This is a genomic window from Microbacterium sp. K2 (genome assembly GCF_051365005.1).
In the GTDB taxonomy this organism is placed as follows: Bacteria; Actinomycetota; Actinomycetes; order Actinomycetales; family Microbacteriaceae; genus Microbacterium; species Microbacterium foliorum_B.
Genome location: NZ_JBLWII010000007.1, coordinates 209,603 through 233,085, shown reverse-complemented (window position 1 = coordinate 233,085; position 23,483 = coordinate 209,603). Strand labels below are relative to the sequence as shown.

At 67.9% G+C, this 23,483-nt stretch carries 25 protein-coding genes; 8 read left to right on the top strand and 17 right to left on the bottom strand.

What is annotated here, in order from left to right:
* Nucleotides 1-312: 312 nt before the first annotated feature.
* The 7 genes from ACLKOY_RS17690 to infC form a co-directional block, all read right to left on the bottom strand.
* The gene (locus ACLKOY_RS17690; RefSeq protein WP_436454764.1) at nucleotides 313-1,245 is read right to left on the bottom strand and encodes a TAXI family TRAP transporter solute-binding subunit; all 933 of its coding nucleotides are present in this window, start codon (nucleotides 1,243-1,245) and stop codon (nucleotides 313-315) included.
* Between the two features lie 44 nt (nucleotides 1,246-1,289).
* A complete protein-coding gene (locus ACLKOY_RS17685) occupies nucleotides 1,290-2,666 on the bottom strand; it encodes an ATP-binding protein (RefSeq protein WP_436454763.1) in 1,377 nt (458 codons plus the stop codon).
* Between the two features lie 6 nt (nucleotides 2,667-2,672).
* On the bottom strand, nucleotides 2,673-3,341 hold the full coding sequence (locus ACLKOY_RS17680) for a response regulator transcription factor (RefSeq protein WP_436454762.1): 669 nt from the start codon (nucleotides 3,339-3,341) through the stop codon (nucleotides 2,673-2,675).
* Between the two features lie 76 nt (nucleotides 3,342-3,417).
* Nucleotides 3,418-4,230, bottom strand: a complete 813-nt coding sequence (locus ACLKOY_RS17675; RefSeq protein ID WP_436454761.1) for a TrmH family RNA methyltransferase — start codon at nucleotides 4,228-4,230, stop codon at nucleotides 3,418-3,420.
* A gap of 102 nt (nucleotides 4,231-4,332) precedes the next feature.
* The gene (rplT, locus tag ACLKOY_RS17670) at nucleotides 4,333-4,719 is read right to left on the bottom strand and encodes a 50S ribosomal protein L20 (RefSeq protein ID WP_029262486.1); all 387 of its coding nucleotides are present in this window, start codon (nucleotides 4,717-4,719) and stop codon (nucleotides 4,333-4,335) included.
* 32 nt (nucleotides 4,720-4,751) lie between these two features.
* Nucleotides 4,752-4,946: a 50S ribosomal protein L35 gene (rpmI, locus tag ACLKOY_RS17665; RefSeq protein ID WP_036278714.1), complete on the bottom strand. Its 195-nt coding sequence runs from the start codon at nucleotides 4,944-4,946 to the stop codon at nucleotides 4,752-4,754.
* Between the two features lie 72 nt (nucleotides 4,947-5,018).
* The gene (gene infC, locus ACLKOY_RS17660; protein ID WP_363576027.1) at nucleotides 5,019-5,669 is read right to left on the bottom strand and encodes a translation initiation factor IF-3; all 651 of its coding nucleotides are present in this window, start codon (nucleotides 5,667-5,669) and stop codon (nucleotides 5,019-5,021) included.
* A gap of 232 nt (nucleotides 5,670-5,901) precedes the next feature.
* On the opposite strand from infC, the gene ACLKOY_RS17655 reads away from it, so the two are divergent.
* Nucleotides 5,902-6,300 (top strand): DUF1844 domain-containing protein, encoded by a 399-nt coding sequence (locus ACLKOY_RS17655; protein WP_140037515.1) that lies wholly within the window; start codon nucleotides 5,902-5,904, stop codon nucleotides 6,298-6,300.
* A 48-nt stretch (nucleotides 6,301-6,348) separates the two neighbouring features.
* On the opposite strand, the gene ACLKOY_RS17650 is transcribed toward ACLKOY_RS17655, so the two are convergent.
* Nucleotides 6,349-7,188, bottom strand: a complete 840-nt coding sequence (locus ACLKOY_RS17650) for an SseB family protein (RefSeq protein ID WP_436454760.1) — start codon at nucleotides 7,186-7,188, stop codon at nucleotides 6,349-6,351.
* Complete coding sequence (gene priA, locus ACLKOY_RS17645) at nucleotides 7,172-7,918, bottom strand: bifunctional 1-(5-phosphoribosyl)-5-((5-phosphoribosylamino)methylideneamino)imidazole-4-carboxamide isomerase/phosphoribosylanthranilate isomerase PriA (RefSeq protein ID WP_140037517.1); 747 nt, start codon at nucleotides 7,916-7,918, stop codon at nucleotides 7,172-7,174. The genes ACLKOY_RS17650 and priA overlap by 17 nt, the downstream gene beginning before the upstream one ends.
* Nucleotides 7,919-8,072: 154 nt before the next feature.
* On the opposite strand from priA, the gene ACLKOY_RS17640 reads away from it, so the two are divergent.
* Nucleotides 8,073-9,578, top strand: a complete 1,506-nt coding sequence (locus ACLKOY_RS17640; protein ID WP_436454759.1) for a MinD/ParA family ATP-binding protein — start codon at nucleotides 8,073-8,075, stop codon at nucleotides 9,576-9,578.
* Between the two features lie 13 nt (nucleotides 9,579-9,591).
* On the opposite strand, the gene hisH is transcribed toward ACLKOY_RS17640, so the two are convergent.
* The 4 genes from hisH to ACLKOY_RS17620 all read right to left on the bottom strand — a co-directional run bounded on the left by hisH (nucleotide 9,592) and on the right by ACLKOY_RS17620 (nucleotide 12,390).
* A complete protein-coding gene (hisH, locus tag ACLKOY_RS17635; RefSeq protein ID WP_140037519.1) occupies nucleotides 9,592-10,233 on the bottom strand; it encodes an imidazole glycerol phosphate synthase subunit HisH in 642 nt (213 codons plus the stop codon).
* A complete protein-coding gene (gene hisB, locus ACLKOY_RS17630; RefSeq protein WP_436454758.1) occupies nucleotides 10,230-10,847 on the bottom strand; it encodes an imidazoleglycerol-phosphate dehydratase HisB in 618 nt (205 codons plus the stop codon). Before hisB ends, hisH begins: the two co-directional genes overlap by 4 nt.
* Nucleotides 10,844-11,938 (bottom strand): histidinol-phosphate transaminase, encoded by a 1,095-nt coding sequence (locus tag ACLKOY_RS17625; RefSeq protein ID WP_363575907.1) that lies wholly within the window; start codon nucleotides 11,936-11,938, stop codon nucleotides 10,844-10,846. The genes hisB and ACLKOY_RS17625 overlap by 4 nt, the downstream gene beginning before the upstream one ends.
* A gap of 89 nt (nucleotides 11,939-12,027) precedes the next feature.
* Entirely contained in the window at nucleotides 12,028-12,390 is a 363-nt protein-coding gene (locus ACLKOY_RS17620) for a LysM peptidoglycan-binding domain-containing protein (RefSeq protein ID WP_363575909.1), read from the bottom strand.
* Nucleotides 12,391-12,671: 281 nt separating this feature from the next.
* On the opposite strand from ACLKOY_RS17620, the gene lexA reads away from it, so the two are divergent.
* Nucleotides 12,672-13,358: a transcriptional repressor LexA gene (gene lexA, locus ACLKOY_RS17615; RefSeq protein WP_140037523.1), complete on the top strand. Its 687-nt coding sequence runs from the start codon at nucleotides 12,672-12,674 to the stop codon at nucleotides 13,356-13,358.
* 107 nt (nucleotides 13,359-13,465) lie between these two features.
* Nucleotides 13,466-15,325, top strand: coding sequence for a prolyl oligopeptidase family serine peptidase (locus ACLKOY_RS17610; protein ID WP_436454757.1), 1,860 nt, complete (start codon nucleotides 13,466-13,468; stop codon nucleotides 15,323-15,325).
* On the opposite strand, the gene smpB is transcribed toward ACLKOY_RS17610, so the two are convergent.
* The 3 genes from smpB to ftsE form a co-directional block, all read right to left on the bottom strand.
* Nucleotides 15,326-15,802 (bottom strand): SsrA-binding protein SmpB, encoded by a 477-nt coding sequence (gene smpB / locus ACLKOY_RS17605; RefSeq protein ID WP_042536531.1) that lies wholly within the window; start codon nucleotides 15,800-15,802, stop codon nucleotides 15,326-15,328. It lies immediately after the preceding gene.
* Nucleotides 15,803-15,887: 85 nt separating this feature from the next.
* On the bottom strand, nucleotides 15,888-16,802 hold the full coding sequence (gene ftsX / locus ACLKOY_RS17600) for a permease-like cell division protein FtsX (protein ID WP_140037525.1): 915 nt from the start codon (nucleotides 16,800-16,802) through the stop codon (nucleotides 15,888-15,890).
* Entirely contained in the window at nucleotides 16,799-17,860 is a 1,062-nt protein-coding gene (gene ftsE / locus ACLKOY_RS17595; protein WP_436454756.1) for a cell division ATP-binding protein FtsE, read from the bottom strand. Before ftsE ends, ftsX begins: the two co-directional genes overlap by 4 nt.
* Nucleotides 17,861-17,998: 138 nt before the next feature.
* On the opposite strand from ftsE, the gene ACLKOY_RS17590 reads away from it, so the two are divergent.
* Complete coding sequence (locus tag ACLKOY_RS17590) at nucleotides 17,999-19,387, top strand: DUF2510 domain-containing protein (protein ID WP_436454755.1); 1,389 nt, start codon at nucleotides 17,999-18,001, stop codon at nucleotides 19,385-19,387.
* Between the two features lie 22 nt (nucleotides 19,388-19,409).
* Entirely contained in the window at nucleotides 19,410-20,456 is a 1,047-nt protein-coding gene (locus ACLKOY_RS17585) for a DUF2510 domain-containing protein (protein ID WP_436454754.1), read from the top strand.
* Between the two features lie 15 nt (nucleotides 20,457-20,471).
* Here the strand turns inward: ACLKOY_RS17585 and prfB are convergent, their stop codons facing one another.
* Nucleotides 20,472-21,581, bottom strand: a complete 1,110-nt coding sequence (prfB, locus tag ACLKOY_RS17580; protein ID WP_140037528.1) for a peptide chain release factor 2 — start codon at nucleotides 21,579-21,581, stop codon at nucleotides 20,472-20,474.
* Between the two features lie 108 nt (nucleotides 21,582-21,689).
* Between prfB and ACLKOY_RS17575 the strand changes: the two genes are divergently transcribed.
* The gene (locus tag ACLKOY_RS17575; RefSeq protein ID WP_436454792.1) at nucleotides 21,690-22,922 is read left to right on the top strand and encodes an MFS transporter; all 1,233 of its coding nucleotides are present in this window, start codon (nucleotides 21,690-21,692) and stop codon (nucleotides 22,920-22,922) included.
* Nucleotides 22,919-23,473, top strand: a complete 555-nt coding sequence (locus ACLKOY_RS17570) for an NUDIX hydrolase (protein WP_436454753.1) — start codon at nucleotides 22,919-22,921, stop codon at nucleotides 23,471-23,473. Before ACLKOY_RS17575 ends, ACLKOY_RS17570 begins: the two co-directional genes overlap by 4 nt.
* Nucleotides 23,474-23,483: the final 10 nt, after the last annotated feature.

Here is a 23,483-nt window from a genome sequence, read left to right as displayed (position 1 = left end):
GCGCGTCGACATTTACACGTTCGTAACCACGCAGAGAGGCCGATCCCACCCGAGAGCCGGAGTGCCCCACGGTCCGCCCCCGCGGACCGTGGGGGCGTCCCTGCTGCTGCGTCCCTCCCCCGAGTAGAACGTCGCAGCAAGCCTCCGACCGGATCCGACCGCAGGACGCTAACGGAGAACGACCGAAAGCGCGCCCGAGTGAAGGGCGTGGGCTCAGTGGCATCTGAATTCTCCGTCGAATCGAGTGCGATCGACCACCACATTGGCAGAGCGGCATGCCGGCATGAGACTTCTTGAGGATTTCTTGAGGCCTCAGTCGCGCTGCTCTCGGTAGTACTCGATCGCGCCAGGATGCAGGTCGACCGGCCCCGTGAAGATCGCCTGTCTTCGGTCGAGCAGAGAAGCGACCGGTACCCGCTGCGCGATCTCGGTGCGCGCGTCGAAGAGGCTGGTGAGGACGTCTCGCACGACGCCGTCCGGAGTGTCGGACGAGGTGACCAGATAGTTCGGCACCGCCATCGTCGGCGCCGACTCCTCGAGTCCGTAGAGCCCGACCGGGAAGTCTGATGGGCGGTAGGCGTCGGAGTAGCGCGCGTTGATCGCGGCGACCCAGGTCTGCTCCACGGGCACCAGCCGCACGGGCGTCGTCGTCGCCAACTCGGCGATGCCGGGCGTCGGGATGCCGCCCACCCAGAAGAATCCGTCGATTCCCGACCGCTCGAGCGCGCTGATCGACTCGCTGAGGTCGAGTTGCGGATCCGTGATCGACGCGATGTCGACCTCAGCGGCATCCAGAGCTCGTGCGGCGATGACGTTGACGCCCGAGTTCTCCGCGCCGAGCGACACGGTCCTGCCCGCGAGATCGCCGAGCTCGACGATGTCGGAGTCGGCGCGCACGACCACGTGAAGGTACTCGTCGTACAGCCGGGCGACGGCCTGGACCGGCAGCGGCTCGTCGAATGCCCCTGCCCCCGCGACCGCGTCGGCCGCGGCATCTCCCTGAGCGAAGCCCAGCAGAGCCTCGCCCGAACTCACCCGCAGAAGGTTGTCGACCGACCCGGCGGTCTCGGCGACCGCCGCACGGACGCCCAGCGCCTCCGACAGCTCGCGAGCGACCTCCGCACCGTAGGCGTAGTACACCCCATTCGATCCGCCTCCGGCGATCGCGTAGCGAGAGTCCTCCCAATCGGTCGATCGAGTGCTGCATGCACTGCCCGCGCCCGCGACCACGAGCACCGCCGCCACCGCTGCGATCCTGCGCCAGACTAGGTGGCGCCCGCCCCGCCCGATCATCCCGCAGCTCCGTCAGGCAGCAGCAGCGAGACCAGCAGCCCGCCGTCCTCCGGTGTGTCGACTCTCAGCTCCCCGCCGATCGTCTCCAGGAGGTCGGTCGCGATCGCGAGGCCGAGACCGGATCCGGGCACCCCGCCGCTGTCGTCGCTGCGCCAGAATCGGTCGGCGGCGTTCTCGGCCTGCTCGCGTGTCAGCCCCGGGCCGTGATCGCGCACCGTCAGCACGCACAGCCCCTCGCTGCGGTGCGCTCCTATCTCGACGACCGCGCCGGCAGGAGAGAACTTGACCGCGTTGTCGATGACCGCGTCGAGCGCGCTCTCGACGATCGTGCGGTCGGTGACGCTCATCACCGGGTCGGCTCCGGTCGAGAGCGTCGTGATCCCCCGCTGAGATGCCACCTCGCTCCAGGCATCGGCGCGTCTGGCGGCGAGCGTCGTGAGGTCGACGACCGAGATCGTGGTGTCGGAGCGCCCGCCTCGAGCGAGCCCGAGGAGCGTCTCGAGTATGCGAGCCATGCGGCGCCCCTCCTCCCTCGTCTCCTCGACGTCGTCCTTCCAGTCGTCGTCGAGGCCGGTCGAGAGGTGCTCGACGCGCAGAAGCAGAGCATTGAGGGGGTTGCGGAGTTCGTGCGAGGCGTTCAGCGCGAATTCCTGCTGCCGTGTCATGACGCGCTCGATCTCATCCGCCATGCCGTTGAAGACGCGGGTCATCCGGCGCAGCTCGGGTGGGCCGGTGTCCTCCGCGACCCTGGCGTCCATCTCGCCTCGCTCGATGGCGACCATCGCCTCATCGAGACGACGCACCGGAGAGAGCACCCACCGGGCGAGCTGGAACACGAGCAGCACCCCCAGCCCGATCGACACCGTCGAGACGGCCGTCAGCACGAGGATCTGACGCAGGATCTCCGTCCTCGGCGCCTCGACGTCTGCGGAGAGCATGACAGCGCCGATGACGTCGCCGTCGTCGAAGACCGGCTCGACGAGGGAGGATTCTGCCGCGATCCACGGGAAGACCGGCTCAGGAGCTTCAGCCCGCCGCCCCGAGAGCGCGAGGGCGACTCGTGCGGCATCGTCGTCAGGCAGCACCTCGGTCGCGTCATCTCCCGATGCCCACACGCCGCCGGTGAGATCGAACACGACGACGTCGATTCCGTACACCTGGTGGAAGCGCTGGACCTCGGCATCGATGACCGTCGCGCTCCCCGATCGGAGCGCCTGTCGCGCACTCGTCACGAAGTACCCGAGGTCACCGAGCTGCTCGGTGTAGAACGCCTGCTGGATGCTGCGGGTCGCGCTCCAGGCCGTCGCGCCGCCCAGCGACAGGAGGATCGCGACGAGTGGCACGAGGAATACGACGACCAGACGCCTGCGCATCGACGACTACCCGGCCAGCCGGTAGCCGACACCGCGGACGGTCTCGATCAGATGACGCTGGCCCACCTTCTTGCGGATCGCGCCGACATGCACCTCGAGAGAGTGTCCGAACCCCCGCCAGTCCGTGTTCCAGACCTCGCGGATGAGGCGCTCCTTCGGAACGGCCACTCCGGGGTATCGCGCGAGCACCGCCACGATGTCGAACTCCTTGCGAGTGAGCTCGATCGGAGCCCGTTCGATGAGTACGTGCCGAGCGACGAGGTCGATCTCCACGTCGCCGTCCTGCAGCCGCACACGAGCCTCGGACTCCGGCCGCACCGGCCGTGAACGTCGGGTGACGGCCTCGATGCGAGCCAGAAGCTCGTGCACGTCGTACGGCTTGACGACGAAGTCATCGGCTCCGGCTCGCAGCCCTCTGATGCGCTCGGTGACCTGGTTGCGCGCTGTCACGATGATGATCGGCACCTCGGAGCGACCCCGGATCCGGCGGCAGAGATCGATCCCGTCGACATCGGGCAGACCGAGATCGAGGAGTACCACCTCGGTGTCCGCACCCAGCATCTGCAGGGCGGACGCGCCGTCTGCCGCGCGCACGGTCGCGTATCCGGATCGCGCGAGGAATGCCTCGAGTGCGGCGGCGACGCGCTCGTCGTCCTCCACGATCAGAATCTGCATCGACCCTGGATCCCCTTCTCCGCTCGAGCTGGGATAAACCTACCAGCAGGGCGAGAGACCGCCTGGCCGACCGCGATCAGGCCGAGGATGCCGCCCGCTGCGCGAAGGCGCTCTCATAGAGGCAGACGCTCGCCGCTGTGGCCAGGTTCAACGACTCGGCCCGACCGAAGATCGGCAGCTTCAGCACCTGGTCGGCCTGGGCGAGCGCTTCCTCCTCGAGCCCGCGCGCCTCGTTGCCGAACAGCCAGGCCGTCGGCTCCGCGAGGACTCCGTCGGCGCGTGCGCGAAGAAGATCCTCGCCCTTCACGTCCGCCGCGAGGATCCGCAGACCAGCCGCGTGTGCTTTCTCGACGACATCAGAGAGCTCGGCTCCCACCGACACAGGCAGGTGGAACAGAGACCCGGTCGTGGCACGCACGACCTTGGGGTTGTACGGGTCGACCGTGCGTCCGGTGAGCACGACCGCATCCGCCCCCGCCGCGTCGGCCGCTCTGATGATCGTGCCGAGGTTTCCCGGGTCCCTGATCTCCTCGCAGATCGCCACGAGACGCGGAGAGCCCGCGAAGATGTCGCGCACCGAGGTGGGTGCCTGCCGGACGACCGCGACCAGTCCCTGAGGCGTGACCGTGTCGGCCATCGCGTTCAGCACATACTCGGTCACGTGCTCGACGTCGATGCCGGCATCCGATGCCTTCGCGCGGATGTCCGGATGCTTCTCCCAGCCGCTCGGCGTCGCGAACAGCTCGACGATCGCCTCGGGGCTGTAGGTCAATGCCTCTCGAACCGCCTGAGGTCCTTCGAGGAGGTAGAGCCCTGTCTCTGCTCGCGCGCTGCGCTTGGTCAGCTTGGCGACGGCACGGACTCGGGGCGAACGGGGGTTCTCCAGCACGTTCACAGTCTAGAGAACGGCAGAGCTGTTCCTGCGCAAACGTCGGACGAACGACAGAGGACGCCCTCCCGAAGGAGAGCGTCCTCTGTGGTGAAGAGCTGCTTACGCAGCGGACTTCGGAGCGTTGACGTCAGAGGGCAGAGCCTTCTTCGCCGTCTCGACCAGCGTCGTGAAGGTCGCTGCATCGTTGACCGCGAGGTCGGCGAGCATACGACGGTCGACAGTGACACCCGCGAGACCGAGGCCCTGGATGAAGCGGTTGTACGTGATGCCGTTCTGGCGTGCAGCGGCGTTGATGCGCTGGATCCAGAGACGGCGGAAGTCGCCCTTGCGCTTGCGACGGTCACGGTACGAGTAGACGAGCGAGTGGATGACCTGCTCTTTGGCCTTGCGGTACAGGCGCGAACGCTGACCGCGGTAACCCTTTGCGCGCTCGAGGATGACCCGACGCTTCTTGTGGGCGTTTACCGCCCGCTTGACTCTTGCCATTTTCCTGTGTTCCTATTCGTGCGTCGGGCGCGTCAGCGGCCGAGAAGCTTCTTGGCCGTCTTGGTGTCAGCCTTCGAGAGCACCTGGTCCTGGTTCAGACGACGGGTACGCCGGCTCGACTTGTGCTCGAGGTTGTGGCGCATACCGGCCTGCTGCTTCTTCAGCTTGCCGCTGCCGGTGATCTTGAAGCGCTTCTTAGCACCCGAGTGGGTCTTCTGCTTCGGCATCTTCTCTTCCTTCGTATGGCGCCTTCTCAGGCGACGGTGTCAACCCGCGGTGCGGGAGTCTGGGGGCGGGAGTTACTCCGCTGCGGCCTCGGCCGGTGCGTCAGTGTCATTCTTGGCTTCGCGGGCGGCCTGCTTGTTCGCTGCGCGCTGGGCGTCGCGAACCGCATTCTGCTCCTGCTTGGCTTCGGACTTGCTCTTGAGCGGAGCCACGATCATGACCATGTTGCGACCGTCGATGGTCGGGTTCGACTCGACGGTTCCGAGCTCGGCGACATCCTCGGCGAACTTGCGGAGAAGTCGCACGCCCTGCTCGGGACGCGACTGCTCGCGACCGCGGAACAGGATCATCGCCTTGACCTTGTCACCCGCCTTGAGGAAGCCCTCGGCGCGCTTGAGCTTGGTCGTGTAGTCGTGCGCCTCAATCTTCAAACGGAAGCGGACCTCCTTGAGAATGGTGTTCGCCTGGTTTCGGCGAGCCTCCTTCTCCTTCTGGGCAGCTTCGTACTTGAACTTGCCGTAGTCCATGATCTTGACCACGGGCGGCTTCGAGTTCGGTGCGACCTCGACGAGGTCGAGGTCGGCTTCCTGCGCAAGGCGCAGCGCCGCCTCGATGCGGACGACGCCGATCTGCTCACCCGCGGGGCCGACGAGGCGGACCTCGGGGACGCGGATGCGCTCATTGGTGCGGGGATCGCTGATGCGTAACTCCTTAGACGATGGGATTCAGCCACCAGGACGCAGTCAGCATCCCGGGCGAAATCAGAATCGTCCCCCACCCACCGGCATTCAGACGCCGGCTCCGCACCCTGCCTGCCGGATGAGTCTGACGACGCGATCCGGTGGAGTGCAAGACCCGGTAGCCTGGAACGGCAAGCGCGGGTGGGAAGTGAATCCTCTTTCGTACCGGAGCATGACGCTCCGGAGCCCGACACAGTCTAACAGAAGGCAAGGCGAAGTGACGAACCAGGCATCGGATGAGGCTGCACGCGAGCGCGAAGAGCGCTGGGCACGGCAGGAGGAGGCGGCATCTTCCGCCACTCGGGACATCGCAGACGTCCCGGCGGTCGAGGTCATCACGACTGCGGCCGTGCACCTCATGAGCGCGGCAGCGGTGAAGCTCGGTCTCGCCGACGACCCGCAGGCGGCAGAGCAGCTCGATCTCGACGAGGCTCGCAAGCTGATCAACTCCCTGGCAGGTCTGATCACCGCCGGCGCACCGGAGATCAGCGACATGCACGCACGCTCGCTGCGCGACGGGCTGCGCTCGTTGCAGCTCGCGTTCCGTGAGGCATCGAGCATCCCCGACCCGATCGGCAAGGGTCCGGGCGAGAAGTGGACCGGGCCGGTCAACTAGCCGAACCACCCTGCTCCGACTGGCCGGCCGGCGACATCGCCGCGCCGGTCAGGCCGAGCGGCGCAGCTTCACCGTGAGCGAGTCGACGAGCACGGCGATGCGGTCATCCGACGCCCAGCGCTGAGCGAGGCGCGCGAGCACGGCGTCGAGCACCTCGCGTTCGAGGCCGTCGACCAGCTCGAGGATCACGATCAGCTCGGGGCCCCGCAGACGCGCGTCAGGGTCTCCCGCTGCAACGGACACGTCTATCACCGCGAGCTCGTGCGCGACGCTCGCCTGCAGCGCGCCGAACACCTCGGGCGACAGGAAGCTCGGCTCCCAGCCGTGCCCCTGCGCGATCGCCCAGACTGCCGGACGACGGAGGACGAACTCCGTGTCGGACGTCGGATCGAGCACGATGAGGTCGGTGTCGTCGGCAGAGGCCGCGAGTGCAGCCCGGGTGGCTTCGACCGGAATCGGTCGAGCCGTGGCGTCCCAGTGCTGCATCGCCTCGACCGAGGAGAACACGGGCTGCACGCGACGACCATCTGGAGCGGCCACCGTGACGATGGAGAGCTCCTGCGTCTTGTCGACCGCGAGACCGCTGGGGGCCACGCCCTCCTCGCCCTTCTCGGCGACGAGCGGGATCAGCACCCGCGCCGTGCGGAAGGCATCCACCACCTCGGACTGAGCGCCCTCCCCCGCACGGAAGCGCAGAACGGCATCGAGAAGCGCAGGGTCGGCGGAGCCATCGTCGGCCGCGTGCGGATTCGACTCGAAGCTGCGTCCCTCCCAGGGCACCCCTGCGGAGTCGCCGTGGTTCGGCAGAGCCTGGTTCGAGGAGGCGTGGTCGTGCGAGCCATGACCCTGTGGGCCATGACCGCAGGCGTCGTCAGTCCCCTGCGACATCCAGTGCCTCAGCCAGCGTGAACGCTCCGGCGTAGAGCGCCTTGCCGACGATGGCACCCTCGACCCCGAGCGGAACCAGTTCGCGCAGCGCGGCGATGTCATCGAGATTCGAGATGCCGCCCGATGCCACGACAGGCTTGGGAGTGCGCGATGCGACCTCGCGGAGCAGCTCGAGGTTCGGACCCTTGAGTGTTCCGTCCTTCGTGACATCGGTCACGACGTAGCGGCTGCAGCCGGCATCCTCGAGGCGTTCGAGAACCTCCCAGAGGTCGCCGCCCTCCTTGGTCCAGCCGCGCGCGGCGAGCGTGGTACCACGGACGTCGAGTCCCACGGCGATCGCCTCGCCGAAGCGGCCGATCACGTCAGCCGCCCACTCGGGGTTCTCGAGCGCGGCCGTGCCGAGGTTGATGCGGCTCGCGCCGCTCTCGAGCGCCGCCTCGAGCGTCGCGTCGTCACGGATGCCGCCCGACAGCTCCACGTTGACGTGCTTGAACTGCTTGATGACCTTGCGCAGGATCGGGGCATTGCTGCCGCGACCGAAGGCTGCATCGAGGTCGACGAGGTGAATCCACTTCGCGCCCTGCGCGACCCACTCCCCCGCGGCGTCGAGCGGGTCGCCGTAACTGGTCTCGGTGCCAGCCTCACCCTGGGTGAGACGGACTGCCTTGCCCCCGGCGACATCGACGGCGGGGAGCAGAGTGAGAGAAGGAGACTGCGCGAAGTCGTTCATGACGTCCTCAGGTGAGATGGATAGCCGATTCACCGGCACGAGAATCGACACTAGCCCGCGTATCCGCCCGCTCCAAAACGATGACAGCAGAGAACACCGTGTGCCACGCGGTAGCCTCGATGACGCCCCTGTTCGGTCTGTGAGGAGATGTTGCATGGTTCGCGATGCGGAAGCGCGAGGAGGCGGACCCCTGCGGCGCGGCAATGCGCTGCCTCCCGAGACTCCGGATGACGGCGGACAGCCGCCGGTCGCACCGGACGAGCTCCCCGTCGACGCAGGGCAATGGCCGCTGACCGGTGACACACCGCCGAGCCCGCCCGTGCCAGGGACGCGCGCGGCAGCGGCGGCAGCGTGGGCGGCAGCATCCGCCGCGACTCCGCCGACCGACACTCCTCGAGCGGTCAGTCCCTCGAGCCCGATCTCCCGGCCGCCCGCAGCCCCCGCAGCCCCGGCGACGCCGTCGAATCCGGGCCCCCCTCCCGCAGCGTGGTCGGAGCCGCAGGCCCCAGTCGCTCACATCGCTGAAGCCCAGCCCGCGGCGAGAACTTCGGCCCCGACTTCGACCCCGAACATCCCGCCGACGCCTGCGCCGACGAACGTCGTGCCGCAGAACCAGACTCCCGGCGTGCCGCCCGCCCCACCGCTGCCGCAGTCGACCAGCACTGCTCCGGCGGCCCCGAACGCGGCCGCCGCTGAGTCTGCGTCCTCGGCGTCATCGCGTCGCCAGCAGCGCGAGCAGGGCGTGGGACGCCGCTCGTTCCTGCAGGAGGAGCGGCGGGAAGAACCCGCACGTCAGGGCGGGCGTGGACTGCTCAATCGCGTCGGATTCTCCCTCGGACCCAACGCCCGTGAACGAGCCGTCCGCGACGACGAGCATGCGGTGAGTCGTCACTGGCCTGGGCCGCGCACCGTCGCGGTCGTCAACGGCAAGGGCGGGGCGGGCAAGACACCCGCCACCGTGCTGCTGTCAGCGGTCTTCGCCCAGTACGGCGGGGCCGGAGTTCTGGCCTGGGACAACAACCAGACCCGCGGCACGCTCGGCTGGCGCACCGAGACCGGGGCGCACGACCGCACGCTGCTCGAGCTGCTTCCGCAGACTCAGCGCCTGCTGGGAGCCCAGGGGCAGTCGGCGGACCTTGCGCACTTCGTGCATCACCAGCCCCAGGAGAAATACGATGTCCTGCGGTCGAAGCCCGTCCGGCTCGCGCACGAGAACAGATTCCGGCCCGCCGATGTCGACTCCATCCACGCGATCGCGGCCAAGTTCTATCGCCTGATCATCATCGACTCCGGTAACGACGAGTCCGATCCCATGTGGTTGCGGATGATCGACCTCGCCGACCAGATCGTCGTCGCGACGACGACGCGCGACGACCATGCCGAAGCCGGAGCTCTGCTGCTGGAGGCTCTCGAGGACCGCGATGAGCGCTCAGCCCGCCTCGCGCGAGAGTCGGTGGTCGTCGTCAGCCAGGCGGATCCGAAGGCATCGCCCGCAGAAGTGACAGACGTGATCGCGGGCTACCAGCCCCTCGCGCGCGAGGTCGTCGGCATCCCCTTCGACCGCGAGATGGTCGACGGCCACCTTCGTCTCCGTGCACTCGCAGCGCCGACGCAGCGATCCTGGCTCTCCGCCGCAGCGGCCGTCGCACGCGGGTTCTGAACAGCTTCGTCCGTCAGGCTCGCAGGCTGTCGACCCAGTTGCGGAGCAGCTGGATTCCGGCCTCTCCCGACTTCTCCGGGTGGAACTGGGTCGCTGAGAGCGGTCCGTTCTCGACAGCGGCGAGGAACGGGTCTCCGTAGGTCGACCATGTGAGCACCGGCTGCGGGAACGGCGGAATGACGTCGAGCTCCCACGACTGCGCGGCGTAGGAGTGCACGAAGTAGAAGCGCTCGTTCTCGATACCCTTGAACAGCACCGAGTCGGTGCCCGGCTCGACGGTATTCCACCCCATGTGCGGCAGTACGGGCGCGTTGAGTTCGGTGACCGCTCCCGGCCACTCGCCGAGGCCCTCGGAATCGTGGCCGCGTTCGACGCCGTGCGCGAAGAGAACCTGCATGCCGACGCAAATGCCGAGCACAGGGCGTCCACCGGCGAGACGACGGTCGATGATCTCGTCGCCTCCGTGCGCGTAGAGCGCGTCTCGGACGGCCTGGAAGGCACCGACACCGGGCACCACGAGGCCGTCTGCCTCGAGCGCCTCCTTGCGATCGCGCGTGAGCACCGCGTCAGCGCCCGCTGCGACGAGAGCCTTCACCGCTGAGTGGACGTTGCCCGACTCGTAGTCGAAGACGGCGACCCTGGGTGCCGAGCTCACAGCGCACCCTTCGTCGAGGGGATGCCGTCGACCAGCGGGTCGAGCGCTTTGGCCTGACGGAATGCCCGCGCGAACGCCTTGTACTCGGCTTCGGCGATGTGGTGGGGGTCGCGGCCTCCGAACACGCGCACGTGCACTGTCAGCCCCGCGTTGAAGGTGATCGCCTCGAAGGAATGGCGCACCAGAGACCCGGTGAAGTGGCCTCCGATGAGGTGGTGTTCGAAGCCCGCAGGCTCCCCCGTGTGCACGAGGTAGGGGCGACCCGAGATGTCGACGACCGCCTGGGCGAGAGCCTCATCGAGCGGCACGAGCGCATCGCCGTAGCGGGAGATCCCCGACTTGTCTCCGAGCGCCTCGCGGATGGCCTGACCGAGGACGATCGAGACGTCCTCGACTGTGTGGTGCGCGTCGATCTGCGTGTCGCCGGAGGCTCGCACGGTGAGGTCGGTGAGCGAGTGCTTCGCGAACGCAGTCAGCATGTGATCGAAGAACGGCACCGACGTGTCGATGCGGCTTGCACCGGTGCCGTCGAGGTTCAGCTCGAGCTCGACAGTGGACTCGGACGTGCTGCGCACACGTGTTGCGGTACGCGGGGTCTGGGCGGGGGTGCTCATGAAGCCGATCCTATCGAGGCGAGAGCATCGAGGAATGCGGTGGTCTCGGCCTCGGTGCCCGCGGTGACACGCAGGTGACCGGGGATTCCGACGTCGCGGATGAGGACGCCCTGATCGTAGAGCTGCTGCCAGACCTTTGCAGGTTCTGAGACACCGCCGAACAGCACGAAGTTCGACCACGACTCGTGAGGCGTGTAGCCGAGGGCCTCGAGCGTCGCGGAGATGCGGTCGCGCTGCTCGACGATCTCCTCGACCATGCCCAGCATCACGTCGGAGTTCCGCAGCGCGGCCACGGCCGCCGCCTGAGTGAGAGCGCTGAGGTGGTACGGCAGACGCACGAGCCTCAGGGCGTCGATGAACGCGGGATCCGCCGCAAGATAGCCCACGCGCGCACCCGCGAACGCGAACGCCTTGCTCATGGTGCGTGACACCGCGAGCCGCGGTCGTCCTTCGAGCAGGCTGAGGGCGGATGCCGCGTCTCGTGGCGCGAACTCCTGGTATGCCTCGTCTACGACCACGACTCCCGTCGATGCCTCGTAGACCGCCTCGACCACGTCGAGACCGAGCGGAGTGCCCGTCGGATTGTTCGGCGAGCACAGGAGGATGACGTCAGGGTCGACATCCCTGACCTGCGCTGCCGCCTCTTCCGGAGTGATCGTGTAATCGGGCTGCCTGGCGCCTGCGACCCACCGGGCTCCGGTCCCCTTCGAGATCAGCGGATACATCGAGTAGGTCGGGCTGAAGCTGAACGCCGTGCGGCCCGGCCCACCGAAAGCCTGGAGGATGTGCTGAAGCACCTCGTTCGAACCATTGCCCGCCCAGATCTGGCCGGCGTCGAGGCCGTGGCCGAGGTACTCGGCGAAGCCCTCGCGCAGAGTGGTGAACTCGCGATCCGGGTAACGGTTGACGTCTCGGAGCGCGACCGCGATGTCGTCGAGGATGTCGCTGGCCACGGCATCCGGAACCGGATGCGTGTTCTCGTTGACGTTCAGCGCGATCGGAAGCGGCGCTTGAGGTGCTCCGTACGGCGTGAGCCCTCGGAGGTCGTCGCGAAGCGGCAGGTCGTCAAGTGATGCAGTCACCCTTCCCATGGTAGGCCGCGTTCGCCTCACGGATGCCCGTGACGACCGAGTATGAAGACGAAAGCTCTCTTCACTGGGTCGACCAGTGAAGGCGAGGCTCACTCCGAGTACTGCGTCGGAATCGCGAGTTCCTGACCGATCTGCAGCTCCCCGCCACGGAGGAGGTTCAGGCGCGTGATGTCACCGATCACCTCACGCGGGTCGGCCCCGGGCGCGATGCCCTCGGCGATCGACCAGAGCGTGTCGCCGGGCATCACGGTTACGGTCGCGAACGACGCCGTGGTCGTCTGCTCCCCCGAGGCCATCGCACTGCCACCGCTGAGCGCTGCGAACGCGATCCCGGCAGCGAGGGGCACCGCCGCGACGGCGAGCACGACGCGTCGACCACGCGCCGTCAGCCGGAGCCGCGTCGCCGGACGAGCCGGAAGGACTGCTGCACTGCTGAAGGTGATGGTGCTCATGTCGTGCTCCTCTGCATCTACCGCGTGGGCGGTGAAGTTGGCGTAGCGTTCGCATCCGCGCCTCGGCCGGGAGCCGTGGATGCGAAGCTACGTACCGAAGGTATCTTCGAATTCGAATATCTGTCAAGCGTTCTTCGAAACAGAAGTGCGAGAATCGGCCGACACGCTCGAACAGATCTTCCACATCGGCGCGTTTCTCGGATACGGTTTCGATAGGAACACCCCACCACGGGCCTCCGACATTCGAACTGAGACGCCGGATCGCACACCTGAGGAGCACCATGAGCGACAACTCCGCCCCCGAGGCCGATGCCCCGCGCACTCGTCGCCGCAAGAGCCTGAGCCCCAAGCAGATGGCGATCCTCGAGGTCATCCAGACGTCGATCAGTCACTACGGCTACCCGCCGAGCATGCGTGAGATCGGCGACGCCGTCGGGCTCAAGTCGCTGTCCAGCGTGACCCACCAGCTAGGTCAGCTCGAGCTCAGCGGCTACCTGCGTCGCGATCCGGGCAAGACCCGCGCGATGGAGGTTCTCATCGACCTCCCCGGCACGAGCGGCGAGAACCCCGCCGACGTGGCGACGCCCGTCGGAGACGCCGCGCTGGTTCCCCTCGTCGGGCGCATCGCCGCCGGCGTTCCGATCACGGCCGACCAGCAGGTCGAAGAGATCTTCCCCCTCCCCCGTCAGCTCGTCGGCAAGGGCGACCTGTTCATGCTCAAGGTGTCGGGCGAGTCGATGATCGACGCCGCGATCTGCGACGGCGACTGGGTCGTCGTCCGTTCCCAGAGCAGCGCCGAGAACGGCGAGATCGTCGCCGCCATGCTCGACGGCGAGGCCACCGTCAAGGTGCTCCGGCGACGCGACGGCCACACGTGGCTGCTCCCCCGGAACTCCGCGTTCGAGCCGATCCTCGGCGACGAGGCTGTCGTTCTCGGGAAGATCGTCGCGGTGCTGCGCTCCGTCTGACTCTGCCGCGCGGGGCTCGTCAACCGCTCGCTCTCCGAGATCTGGGGCCCTCCCTCTCGACCACACCCCGTGTGACGCCGTGCGCCGGCGCACCATAGGCTCGAATCATGTCGTCGCCGTTCGGTACCTGGCCCTCCCCGTTCACTCCCGAGCGGATCGCCGCGTCGTCTCCGAGGATCGACGGCGCCGCCTTCGTGGGTGATGACATCTGGTGGGGCGAGTCGGTGCCTTCCGAGGGCGGGCGCCTGACCGTTCGCAGCTCCAGCGGCGCCGAGATCCTTCCCGCCCCCTGGAGCGCGCGGTCGCGGGTGCACGAGTACGGCGGCGGGTCGTGGACGGCGGATGCCGAGGGCACGCTGTTCTTCGTCGACGCCAAGGATCAGCGCGTGCATCGAATGCGGCGCGGGGACGACCCGGTGCCGCTCACCCCTGCAGGGCCGGCGCACGGCGGCCTGCGCCTGCAGAACGGTCGACTGTTCGCCGTGCGGGAGGACCTCTCGGTCGACCCTCACCAGCGTGGGATCGTCGAGATCCCGACGGACGGATCAGCCGCCGATGTGCCGGCGCTGGTGACGGTGATCGTGCAGGGCGAGTCGTTCTACGCGCATCCCGCGCTCTCTCCGGACGGGACTCGCACCGCATGGGTCGAGTGGTCGGGCGAACGCATGCCGTGGCAGCGCGCGTCTCTGGTGCTCTCCGACGGCACCCGGCGCACGGAGCTGCCCACACGGGCCGCCCTCCAGCCGGAGTGGACTGACGACGACGAGATCCTGTACTCGGATGACCTCTCGGGTCGCTGGGCACTGCACCGACAGCGCGTCGAGGGGCTCCGAGCGGTCAGCCCTGCAGAGCAGATCGACGACGCGGACGCCGACACGGGATACGGGCTGTGGGTGCTCGGCAACCACTGGTACCGACCGCTCGCCGACGGCCGCATCGTCGCGGTCCGCACGAACGGACGCGACGAGGTGGTCGTCATGGAACGGGACGGCAGCGCCCGCCTCATCCCCGTCCCCGCCGACGGCCATGTCAGCGTCGACGATGTCGCGGGCTCCCGGGTGCTGCTCTCCGGCAACAGCTCGTCGACAGCCCCCGGTGTCTGGTGCGTAGACGTCGACTCCGGCGAGATCGAGGTGGTCGCGGGAGCGACGCCGTCGGATCCCTCGTGGATGCCCCCGGCATCCGAGATCCTGGTCGACGGCGCGCACGGGCCTGTCCACGCCTTCGTCTATGAGCCGGTGAATCCTTCGACGGCAGCCGCGGACGACGAGCTCCCTCCGTACATCGTGCTCGTGCACGGAGGCCCGACCGCCCACGTCACGGGCGCCGCATCAGCGGCCATCGCCTTCTGGACGAGCCGCGGCATCGGCGTGCTCGACGTCAACTACGGCGGATCGACGGGCTACGGACGCGCATACCGAGAACGACTCGATGGCGGATGGGGTGTGGTCGACGTCGACGATGTCATCGCCGCGGCGCGCGGGCTCGCCGACGCCGGGCTCGCCGACCCCGACCGCATCGCGATCCGGGGAGGCTCCGCTGGCGGCTGGACGGTGCTCTCGTCCCTGGTGCGAGGCGGGACGTTCGCCGCGGGCATCAGCAGATACGGCGTGGCCGACCTGCGGATGCTGAGCGAGCACTCGCACGACTTCGAAGCTCACTACATCGAGGGGCTGGTGGGTCCGCTGCCCGACGCGGAGGCCGTCTACATCGACCGCTCGCCCCTCACGCACGTCGATCGGATCGACGTGCCGGTGCTGCTCATGCAGGGCGCGGACGATCGCGTGGTGCCGCCGTCGCAGTCCGAGGCGATCCGCGATGCGCTGGCGCAACGGGGCGTCGAGCACGAGTACGTGCTCTACCCCGGTGAAGGCCACGGCTTCCGTGCGAGCGAGACCATCGTCGACGCTCTCGAAAGGGAGCTCGCCTTCCTCGGGCGTGTGTTCGGCTTCACGCCCGCGCGCTGATCACTCTCCGACGCGATTGCGCAGCCGCATGGCGCGATCGGCCTCGCGGGTGTCCTGACGCTCGCGCAGTGTCTGACGCTTGTCGTATTCCTTCTTGCCCTTCGCGAGGGCGATCTCGACCTTGGCGCGACCGTCGGAGAAGTACAGCTTCAGCGGGATCAGCGTGTACCCACCCGCGGACACGGCATGCTGCAGCTTCGCGATCTCCTCGCGGTGCAGCAGCAGCTTGCGGACGCGCTTCGCGGAATGGTTGGTCCAGTGCCCCTGCGAGTACTCCGGAATATGCACGGAATCGAGGAAGACCTCGTTCCCTTTGACGAACGCATATCCGTCGCTCAGGTTCGCCCGCCCCTGGCGCAGCGACTTGACCTCGGTGCCGGTGAGCACCATCCCCGCCTCGTACGACTTCTCGATGTTGTAGTCGTGACGTGCGCGACGATTGGTCGCGATGACCTTCTCCCCGCGTTCCCTGGGCATGATTCTCTCCTGATCCGCGTCGTGCAGTGGTTCCAGAGCCCTGGTCGGGCGCACGACAGCCTGTCAGTCTATACCGGCGAGCCGGTCAGGTGCGAAGCCAGCGCCGGATCGCGAAGCCCGCCGAGAGTGCGGCCAGCACGACGCCGATGCCGATCAGCACCGGGACGACGACGACAGCATCCTGCATCGTCACCCACGTCGTGATGAACGGCACGCGTCCTCGCAGGTAGCCGTCGACGCCGAAATGCACTCCGGCGACGACTGCCGCGCTCGCGAGCGCCGAGCCGAGGAACGCCGCGAACACGCCCTCCAGCACGAACGGCGTCTGGATGAAGCGGTTGGAGGCGCCCACCAGACGCATGATCCCGATCTCCTTGCGCCTGGCGTAGGCGGAGAGCCTGATGGTCGTGCCGATCAGCAGGATCGCGGCGATCAGCATCAGCGTGGCGATACCGACCGCGATGTAGGTCGCGACCGTCAACGCCGAGAAGAGCGGCTCGAGGTACTGCAGCTGGTCCTGCACCTGCTCCACTCCGGCGACGCCGTTGAACGCCTCGGAGATCACCTGGGACTGGCCGGGGTCCTTCATCGTGACGAAGAAGACCTCGAACGCCTGTTCAGGGGTGATCACGCTCGCCTGATCCTCGCCGAGCTGTTCGACGAGCTTGGCGTAGGTGTCTTCCTTGGAGTCGAAGCTGACCTCGCTGATCAGAGGAGCGAGCGCCTCGCCCTCGAGCTGTGCTCGCACGGCGTTCACCTGCTCCTCCGAAGCGCCCCCGTCGACACAGGTGTCCTGCTCCGAGATGTCCGAGCACATGTACACGGCGACCTGGGCCCGCTCGGTCCAGTAGCCGCGCATGGTGCCGATCTGCGCCTGCATGAGGATCGCGGCGCCGACGAACGTCAGCGAAACGAAGGTGACGAGCACGACCGAGATGACCATCGAGATGTTTCGTCGAAGGCCCCCGAGTGCCTCGGTGAGGATGAGTCCGATTCTCATGATGTCGGCCCCACTTCTTCGGAGCCGTCATCGGACAGGCCGAGGCGATCGGCCACGCCGAGCTCCGCGACGTCGACCTGCGGCATCACGATGGGATGCGTCCGAGGCGCGCCAGGAACCTGGACCGTGGTCGGCTGTTCCTCGATGATCGGCGGCTCGATCGGGGCTGCCTGCGCCTCCGGTGTCTCGGAAGCGGTCGGCACGGCATCCGCGGATGCTCCGGCGGCCTTGCGCTGAGCAGTGAGCTCCTCAGCGAGCGCCGCGCGAACGAGGGAGAGATCGGCGGTCTGGCGCTGCACCTCCTGCACCGCGGTGAGGGCGGCCGCAGCTGCAGCGCCGCGCACCTCCTCGGGGACCAGGCGAGGGATGTTCGACGTGTCGCCGTAGCCACCGTGCACCTCGTCTCGCACCATCACGCCATCGCGGAGCTCGATCACTCTGCGCTGCATCTGGTCGACGAAGCCCGCCTCATGAGTCGCCATGAGCACGGTCGTGCCGCCCGCGTTGATCCTCGCGAGAAGCTGCATGATGTCGACCGACGTCGCCGGGTCGAGGTTTCCGGTCGGCTCGTCGGCGAGCAGCACCTGGGGGCGGTTGACGAGCGCACGAGCGATCGCGACGCGCTGCTGCTCTCCGCCGGAGAGCTCGTGCGGCATCCGCTTCTGCTTGCCGTCGAGCCCGACCAGCGCGAGCGCCTCGGGGACGGCCTGCTGGATGAAACCGCGCGATGAGCCCGTCACCTGCAGAGTGAAGGCGACGTTCTGGTAGACGGTCTTCGACGGCAGCAGTCGGAAGTCCTGGAACACGGATCCGATGTGGCGTCGGAAATAGGGCACCTTGCGGTTGGCGAGCGAGCGCAGATCACGCCCCAGCACGGCGACACGTCCGGTCGTCGGCACGTCTTCGCGGAGGATGAGCCGCAGACAGGAAGACTTGCCCGACCCTGAAGCGCCGACGAGGAAGACGAACTCCCCCCGCTGCACTTCGAAGTCGACATCGGACAGAGCGGGCCGTGAGGTCCCGCGATAGCGTTTCGTGACGTTCTCGAACCGAATCATGGCGGTTCGAGCCTAAGCGCGCCCGTTCGTCTGCCCGCGAGCGACACCCCGCGCGGCCCCCCTGAGTGTCGCACGGCACTGCTATACATGGAGGTGCCGATCCATGCCGCCGCGTGGACGAGACTCCGAGGGGGAACCATGACGACGCCTGCAGGCTGGTACGACGACGGATCCGGACGCCAGCGCTGGTGGGACGGCACCCAGTGGACCGAGCATTTCGCGCCCATCGTCGAGTCTGCGGAGTCCGCGGCAGACGAGCACGCCGGTGGTGCTGCCGAAAACCAGGCGACGAGCATCGGTTCCGAGTCCGCGGAGAGCGCAGACCACGCCGGGTTCCCGGAGTCCGCGGCCGACGCCGAGACCGCCGCGTCGATCGAGTCGGTCGCTGCCGTCGAGAGCCAGTCGTGGAACACCCCCGCGCCGTCCGACTCGGATGCCGACGCACAGGCCCCGGTCGCGGCGCCCGCCGACGCGGTCGCAGATCCCCAGCCCGAATCCTCGTCGCCCTTGGAGACTCCCGCGGAAGCGCCCGGCAACGCGTCGGAACCTGAGTTCACCGCTCCGGGAGGCGCGACGCCGCCCGACGACACCGTGCCGCCGTATGCCGGGGGTGCACCCTCCTACCCCGGAGCTGCTGCTCCTGTGCAGCCCCAGGAGTACCCTGTGGCACCCGGGTATCCCGGGGCGGCAGCGCCGAGCTACCCGGGCAACGCCGCCTACGCGCCCGCAGGTCGGCAGTACGGTGCCCCCACGGGCTACCCGGCCGCGTACGGAGCGACGGCTCCCGCAGCACCGTCGGGTCCCTCGATCCTCGGTCTCGTCGGACTCGGGCTCGCGGCGCTCGGCACGATCCTGTCCTGCATCCCCGTGATCTTCTGGCTCGGCTGGCTGCTGCTCGGCGTGGGCTTCATCGTCTCGCTCATCTCGCTGTTCCTCAAGGGCAAGAAGTGGCCGGGAATCTCAGGCCTCATCCTCTCGGTCGTCGGCGCGATCATCGCCGTCGTCATGTTCTTCGTCATCGTGTTCGCGACGGTGTCCGAAGCCGTCCGCGATCTGCCGACGGCACCCCCGTCGAGCGATTCGGACACCGGCACCGATGACGGCACGATCGATGACGGCACGGACTCCCTGCAGGTCGAGGAGGGCACGATCGGCGACATCGTCACGCTCAATCTTCTGGGCGGCAGCGGAGAGATCACTGTGACGGCTGCGAGCTGGGCGACCAGTGATGGCTCGGACATCCCCTCGACCAACGGCGGCTATGTGACCCTCGAGACGACATGGACCGGTGTCGAGGGCACGACGGCCGCGAACCCGCTGTTCACCTCGCTGGAGACGGCAGACGGAACCGAGGGCCAGATCGACTTCTACGTCACGGGTGCACCGAACGAGCTCCTCGAGCCGGGGCAGACGGTCAGCGGCCCTATAACCTTCGACATCGCCCAGAGCGAGTCGTACGTCTTCGTCGTCACAGACGAGGCCGGACGTGACATCGCACGCATCACCGTCGTCCCGTCAGCCGGCTGAGACCAGGAGCGGAACGGCGATCATGACGATCCCGGCTGGTTGGTACGACGACGGGTCCGGCCGTCAGCGCTGGTGGGACGGTGTGGCCTGGACGCAGCACACCGTCGCCACCGAGGCATCCTCGACGGCGATGCCGTCTGACGCGGCCGGGCAGCAGCCCCATGAGGAACCTGTCGCCGCCGTCGCCGGTGAACCGATCTTCGAACCGCCCTACGCCTGGCAATCGTCGAATCCGAACGGCCCGAATCTCGGCCCCGCCGCGAGCGCATCCCAGGTCGGCTATACGTCGGCGCCCGGTACGTCTCCGGCCCTCTTCCCGCCGGCGCAGCACGAGTCATACGCACCCGTTCCGCCGAAGAAGAAGGTGCCCGTTCTCGGCATCATCGGACTCGGCGTGGCCGTGCTCGGAGTGGTGCTCTCCTGCGTACCGCCGATCGCGGCGGCAGGTTGGGTCCTGCTCGGGGTCGGCCTCGTGCTCTCGCTGATCTCCCTCTTCCTCCGCGGTGCGAAGTGGCCGGGCGCCGTGGGTCTGGTTGTCGCTGTGCTGGGGAGCATCATTGCGGTCGCCGTGCTGCTCCTGTCGCTCGGAGCCACCAGTCAGTCTTCGATCGCGTCGACACCCAGTGCGAGCCCGCAACCGTCTCAGGACTCAGGGCCAGGCGATGCCGGCGCGAGCGGCGAGGAGTCACCGGTTGTTGAGGGCGCCGAGAACGTTCCCGTCAACGAGCTGGTGGTCGGGCACTGCCTTCCCCTGGTCGAGTGGGAGGAAGAGGTCTACGAGCTGCCGGTCGTCCCCTGCGACCAGCCGCACACCGACGAGGTCTACTTCATCTTCGACGCACCAGAGGGCGACTACCCCGGGGACGACGGGTTGCAGACTCTGGCGACCGACAGGTGTGATGCCGCCTTCGAGGAGTTCGTCGGCATCCCCTACGCCGACTCGGAGTTCGACAACTACTGGTTCGTCCCGACCGAGGCGTCGTGGAATCGCCTGCACGATCGAGCCATTCAGTGCATCGTGATCAGCTACGACGAGGTCACGGGCACGCTCGAAGGCGCAGCCCGCTGAGAGCCGAGGGTTCGCTCAGTCCTCGTCTTTGCGCTTGCGCCAGCGGATGCCGGCCGAGATGAACCCGTCGAGATCGCCATCGAAGACGGCGGCAGGGTTGCCCGACTCGTGTCCGGTGCGGAGATCCTTCACGAGCTGCTGACCGTAGAGGAAGTACGAGCGCATCTGATCGCCCCAGCTCGCCGTGATGTTACCGGCGAGTTCCTTCTTCTTCGCGGCCTCCTCCTCCTTCTGGAGGAGCAGGAGCCGGGTCTGCAGCACGCGCATGGCCGCCGCGCGGTTCTGGATCTGCGACTTCTCGTTCTGCATCGACACGACGATGCCGGTCGGGAGGTGGGTCAAGCGCACGGCGGAGTCAGTCGTGTTGACCGACTGTCCACCGGGGCCCGACGAGCGGAAGACATCGACGCGGATGTCGCTCTCGGGGATCTCGACCTCGGTCGCCTCCTCCATCAGAGGAATGACCTCGACCGCGGCGAACGACGTCTGGCGCTTGTCAGCAGAGCCGAACGGGCTGATGCGGGCGAGGCGATGCGTTCCGGCCTCGACCGACACCGTGCCGAACGCGTAGGGCGCATCGATCTCGAACGTGGCCGACTTGATGCCGGCACCCTCGGCGTATGAGGTGTCGAGCACCTTGACGGGGTACTTGTGGCGCTCGGCCCAGCGCAGGTACATGCGCATGAGCATCTCGGCGAAGTCGGTGGCGTCGTCGCCGCCGGCACCCGAGCGGATGGTGATGATGGCTGAACGCTCGTCGTACTCGCCGTCCATGAGCGTCTGGACCTCGAGCTGGTTGATGATCTCGGTGAGCGCGTTCAGCTCGACACGAGCCTCGACAGCCGACTCCTCGTCGCCCATCTCGTTCGCGAGGCCGACCAGAACCTCGAGGTCGTCGAGTCGACGGCCGATGCCCTCGACCCTGGCGAGCGCGGACTGCCGGTGGCTCAGCGCGCTGGTCACCTTCTGTGCGCGTTCGGGGTCGTCCCAGAGGTCCGGCACGCCGGCTTCCTCGCTGAGGCGCGCGATGTCGGAGCGGAGGGTCTCGACATCGATGACCTCGCGGATGTCACCGTAGGTGAGTCGCAGGGCCTGGATGTCGGCGGAGAGATCGAGTTCGAGCATGTCGCGTCCAGCCTAACGTGCCGCCTGCACGGGCGGGAACGGCGTTCGAACCGGAGTAGCGTGAAACGAGTGAGCAACGCATCCACGGTCCTGAGACGATTCGGACCGATGGTGTATCTCCCGACCGTGCTCTTCTCGCTCGGCGAAGGCGCCGTCATCCCGCTGATCCCGGTGATCGCCGCGCGAATGGGCGCCGATATCGCGTTCGCCGCTCTCGTGGCATCCGCGCTCGTGGTCGGTCAGCTCTGCGGAAACCTCCCCGCAGGCTGGGCCGTGGGCCGCATCGGCGAACGCTTCACGATGGTGATCGCCGGCGTGATCGCGATCGGCGCAGGCGTGGGCATGGTCTTCGCCCCCACGCTCGGGGTGCTCGCGGCATCCGTGTTCCTCCTGGGCTTCTGCGCTGCCGCCTTCGGACTCGCCCGCCATGCATTCATGACGACGAGGGTCCCGATCGCCTTCCGCGCGCGGGCCCTCTCGCTGCTGGGCGGAAGCTTCCGGCTCGGCATCTTCATCGGGCCCTTCGTCGCGGCCGGTCTGCTGCAGCTCTTCGGTTCCGAGACCGCGGCGATCTGGTTCTTCCTCGGGTGTCTCGTCGTGATGGTGCTGCTCGTGCTTCTCGGCCCGGATCCCGAGAAGACGATCGCGCCGACGACTGCGGTGCGGACCGCCGCGCTTGCGGATGATTCGGGCGAGCCCGTGACCGGTTCGATTCCCACCGCCGCGCGCACGGGCATCTTCCGCACCATGTGGCAGCAGCGCAGCGTGCTCGGGCGGCTGGGGCTCGCCGCCGCATCGCTGTCGGCCGTGCGGTCGGCCCGGCAGGTGGTGCTGCCGCTGTGGGGTCTCTCGCTCGGCCTGGATGCCTCGACGATCGCGCTGGTCGTCGGCATCTCAGGTGCGATCGACTTCGCGCTGTTCTACGCGAGCGGCCAGGTGATGGACCGGTTCGGACGCCTCTGGGCGGCGATGCCGGCGATGGTGTTGATGGGAGCGGGGTTCCTCGCGCTCTCCTTCACGCATGACCTTGATGCGGCCGTGCTGTGGTTCGGCATGTTCGCCGCCGTGCTCGGGGTCGGCAACGGCCTCTCGAGCGGCATCCTGCTGACGCTGGGAGCCGACGTCGCCCCGAAGAGCGAGCCTGCGGCGTTCCTCGGTTCGTGGCGCACGCTGACGGATGCCGGAGGAGCCGTCGCTCCCCTGCTGGTCTCGGCGATCGTGGCGCTCTTCTCGCTGCCGATCGCGGCAGCAGCCATGGGAGTGATCGGCCTCGTCGGTGCGGGTGGCTTCATCCGGTGGATCCCCCGGTTCGTGCCCCGTACGAAGGAGGAGCCTTCATGACCGCTGCTCTCGGCGCCGACGTGCGTCGCATGGTCATCGGAGCCCCATCGTCGACGGATCACGAGCGTGACGCTGTCGCGGACTTCGCGGCCTTCTTCCGCGATGATCATGGGCCGGTATCTCGCGATGACGGGCCGGACCACGCCACGGCCTCCGCACTGGTGTTCGACCCTTCGCTCACTCGCACGCTGCTGGTCTTCCACGCCAAGGGACGGTTCTGGGTGCAGCCCGGCGGGCATCTCGAACCCGAAGATGCATCGATCGCGGAGGCCGCTCTCCGCGAGCTGCGCGAGGAGACCGGCGTCGACCTGCCCACTCTCGTCGAGCCCCTCGTCTACGACCTCGATCACCACCAGCTCTCCTCCGCCTTCGGTCGCTGCGCCTCGCACCTCGACATCGGGGTGGCTGTCGTCGTCGACGACGATCTCGTGCTCGTCGTGAGCGAGGAGTCGGAGGACGTGCGCTGGTGGCCGATCGACGAACTGCCTGAGCATGTGCCGGATGAGTTCCCTGGGCGCGTGCGCAGGCTGCGGGATCGTCTGCTCAGCTGACGTCGACGAG

Bases quoted from the DNA above. Each gene is read 5' to 3' on its own strand.
- ACLKOY_RS17640 (WP_436454759.1), top strand. From the start codon at position 8,073: ATGGTTCGCGATGCGGAAGCGCGAGGAGGCGGACCCCTGCGGCGCGGC.
- ACLKOY_RS17680 (WP_436454762.1), bottom strand. From the start codon at position 3,341: ATGCAGATTCTGATCGTGGAGGACGACGAGCGCGTCGCCGCCGCACTC.
- rplT (WP_029262486.1), bottom strand. From the start codon at position 4,719: ATGGCAAGAGTCAAGCGGGCGGTAAACGCCCACAAGAAGCGTCGGGTC.
- rpmI (WP_036278714.1), bottom strand. From the start codon at position 4,946: ATGCCGAAGCAGAAGACCCACTCGGGTGCTAAGAAGCGCTTCAAGATC.
- prfB (WP_140037528.1), bottom strand. From the start codon at position 21,581: ATGCTCGAACTCGATCTCTCCGCCGACATCCAGGCCCTGCGACTCACC.
- ACLKOY_RS17625 (WP_363575907.1), bottom strand. From the start codon at position 11,938: ATGGGAAGGGTGACTGCATCACTTGACGACCTGCCGCTTCGCGACGAC.
- ftsE (WP_436454756.1), bottom strand. From the start codon at position 17,860: ATGATTCGGTTCGAGAACGTCACGAAACGCTATCGCGGGACCTCACGG.
- ACLKOY_RS17610 (WP_436454757.1), top strand. From the start codon at position 13,466: ATGTCGTCGCCGTTCGGTACCTGGCCCTCCCCGTTCACTCCCGAGCGG.
- ACLKOY_RS17685 (WP_436454763.1), bottom strand. From the start codon at position 2,666: ATGCGCAGGCGTCTGGTCGTCGTATTCCTCGTGCCACTCGTCGCGATC.
- smpB (WP_042536531.1), bottom strand. From the start codon at position 15,802: ATGCCCAGGGAACGCGGGGAGAAGGTCATCGCGACCAATCGTCGCGCA.
- ftsX (WP_140037525.1), bottom strand. From the start codon at position 16,802: ATGAGAATCGGACTCATCCTCACCGAGGCACTCGGGGGCCTTCGACGA.
- ACLKOY_RS17575 (WP_436454792.1), top strand. From the start codon at position 21,690: ATGGTGTATCTCCCGACCGTGCTCTTCTCGCTCGGCGAAGGCGCCGTC.
- ACLKOY_RS17585 (WP_436454754.1), top strand. From the start codon at position 19,410: ATGACGATCCCGGCTGGTTGGTACGACGACGGGTCCGGCCGTCAGCGC.
- ACLKOY_RS17620 (WP_363575909.1), bottom strand. From the start codon at position 12,390: ATGAGCACCATCACCTTCAGCAGTGCAGCAGTCCTTCCGGCTCGTCCG.
- ACLKOY_RS17650 (WP_436454760.1), bottom strand. From the start codon at position 7,188: ATGTCGCAGGGGACTGACGACGCCTGCGGTCATGGCCCACAGGGTCAT.
- ACLKOY_RS17590 (WP_436454755.1), top strand. From the start codon at position 17,999: ATGACGACGCCTGCAGGCTGGTACGACGACGGATCCGGACGCCAGCGC.
- lexA (WP_140037523.1), top strand. From the start codon at position 12,672: ATGAGCGACAACTCCGCCCCCGAGGCCGATGCCCCGCGCACTCGTCGC.
- hisB (WP_436454758.1), bottom strand. From the start codon at position 10,847: ATGAGCACCCCCGCCCAGACCCCGCGTACCGCAACACGTGTGCGCAGC.
- priA (WP_140037517.1), bottom strand. From the start codon at position 7,918: ATGAACGACTTCGCGCAGTCTCCTTCTCTCACTCTGCTCCCCGCCGTC.
- ACLKOY_RS17570 (WP_436454753.1), top strand. From the start codon at position 22,919: ATGACCGCTGCTCTCGGCGCCGACGTGCGTCGCATGGTCATCGGAGCC.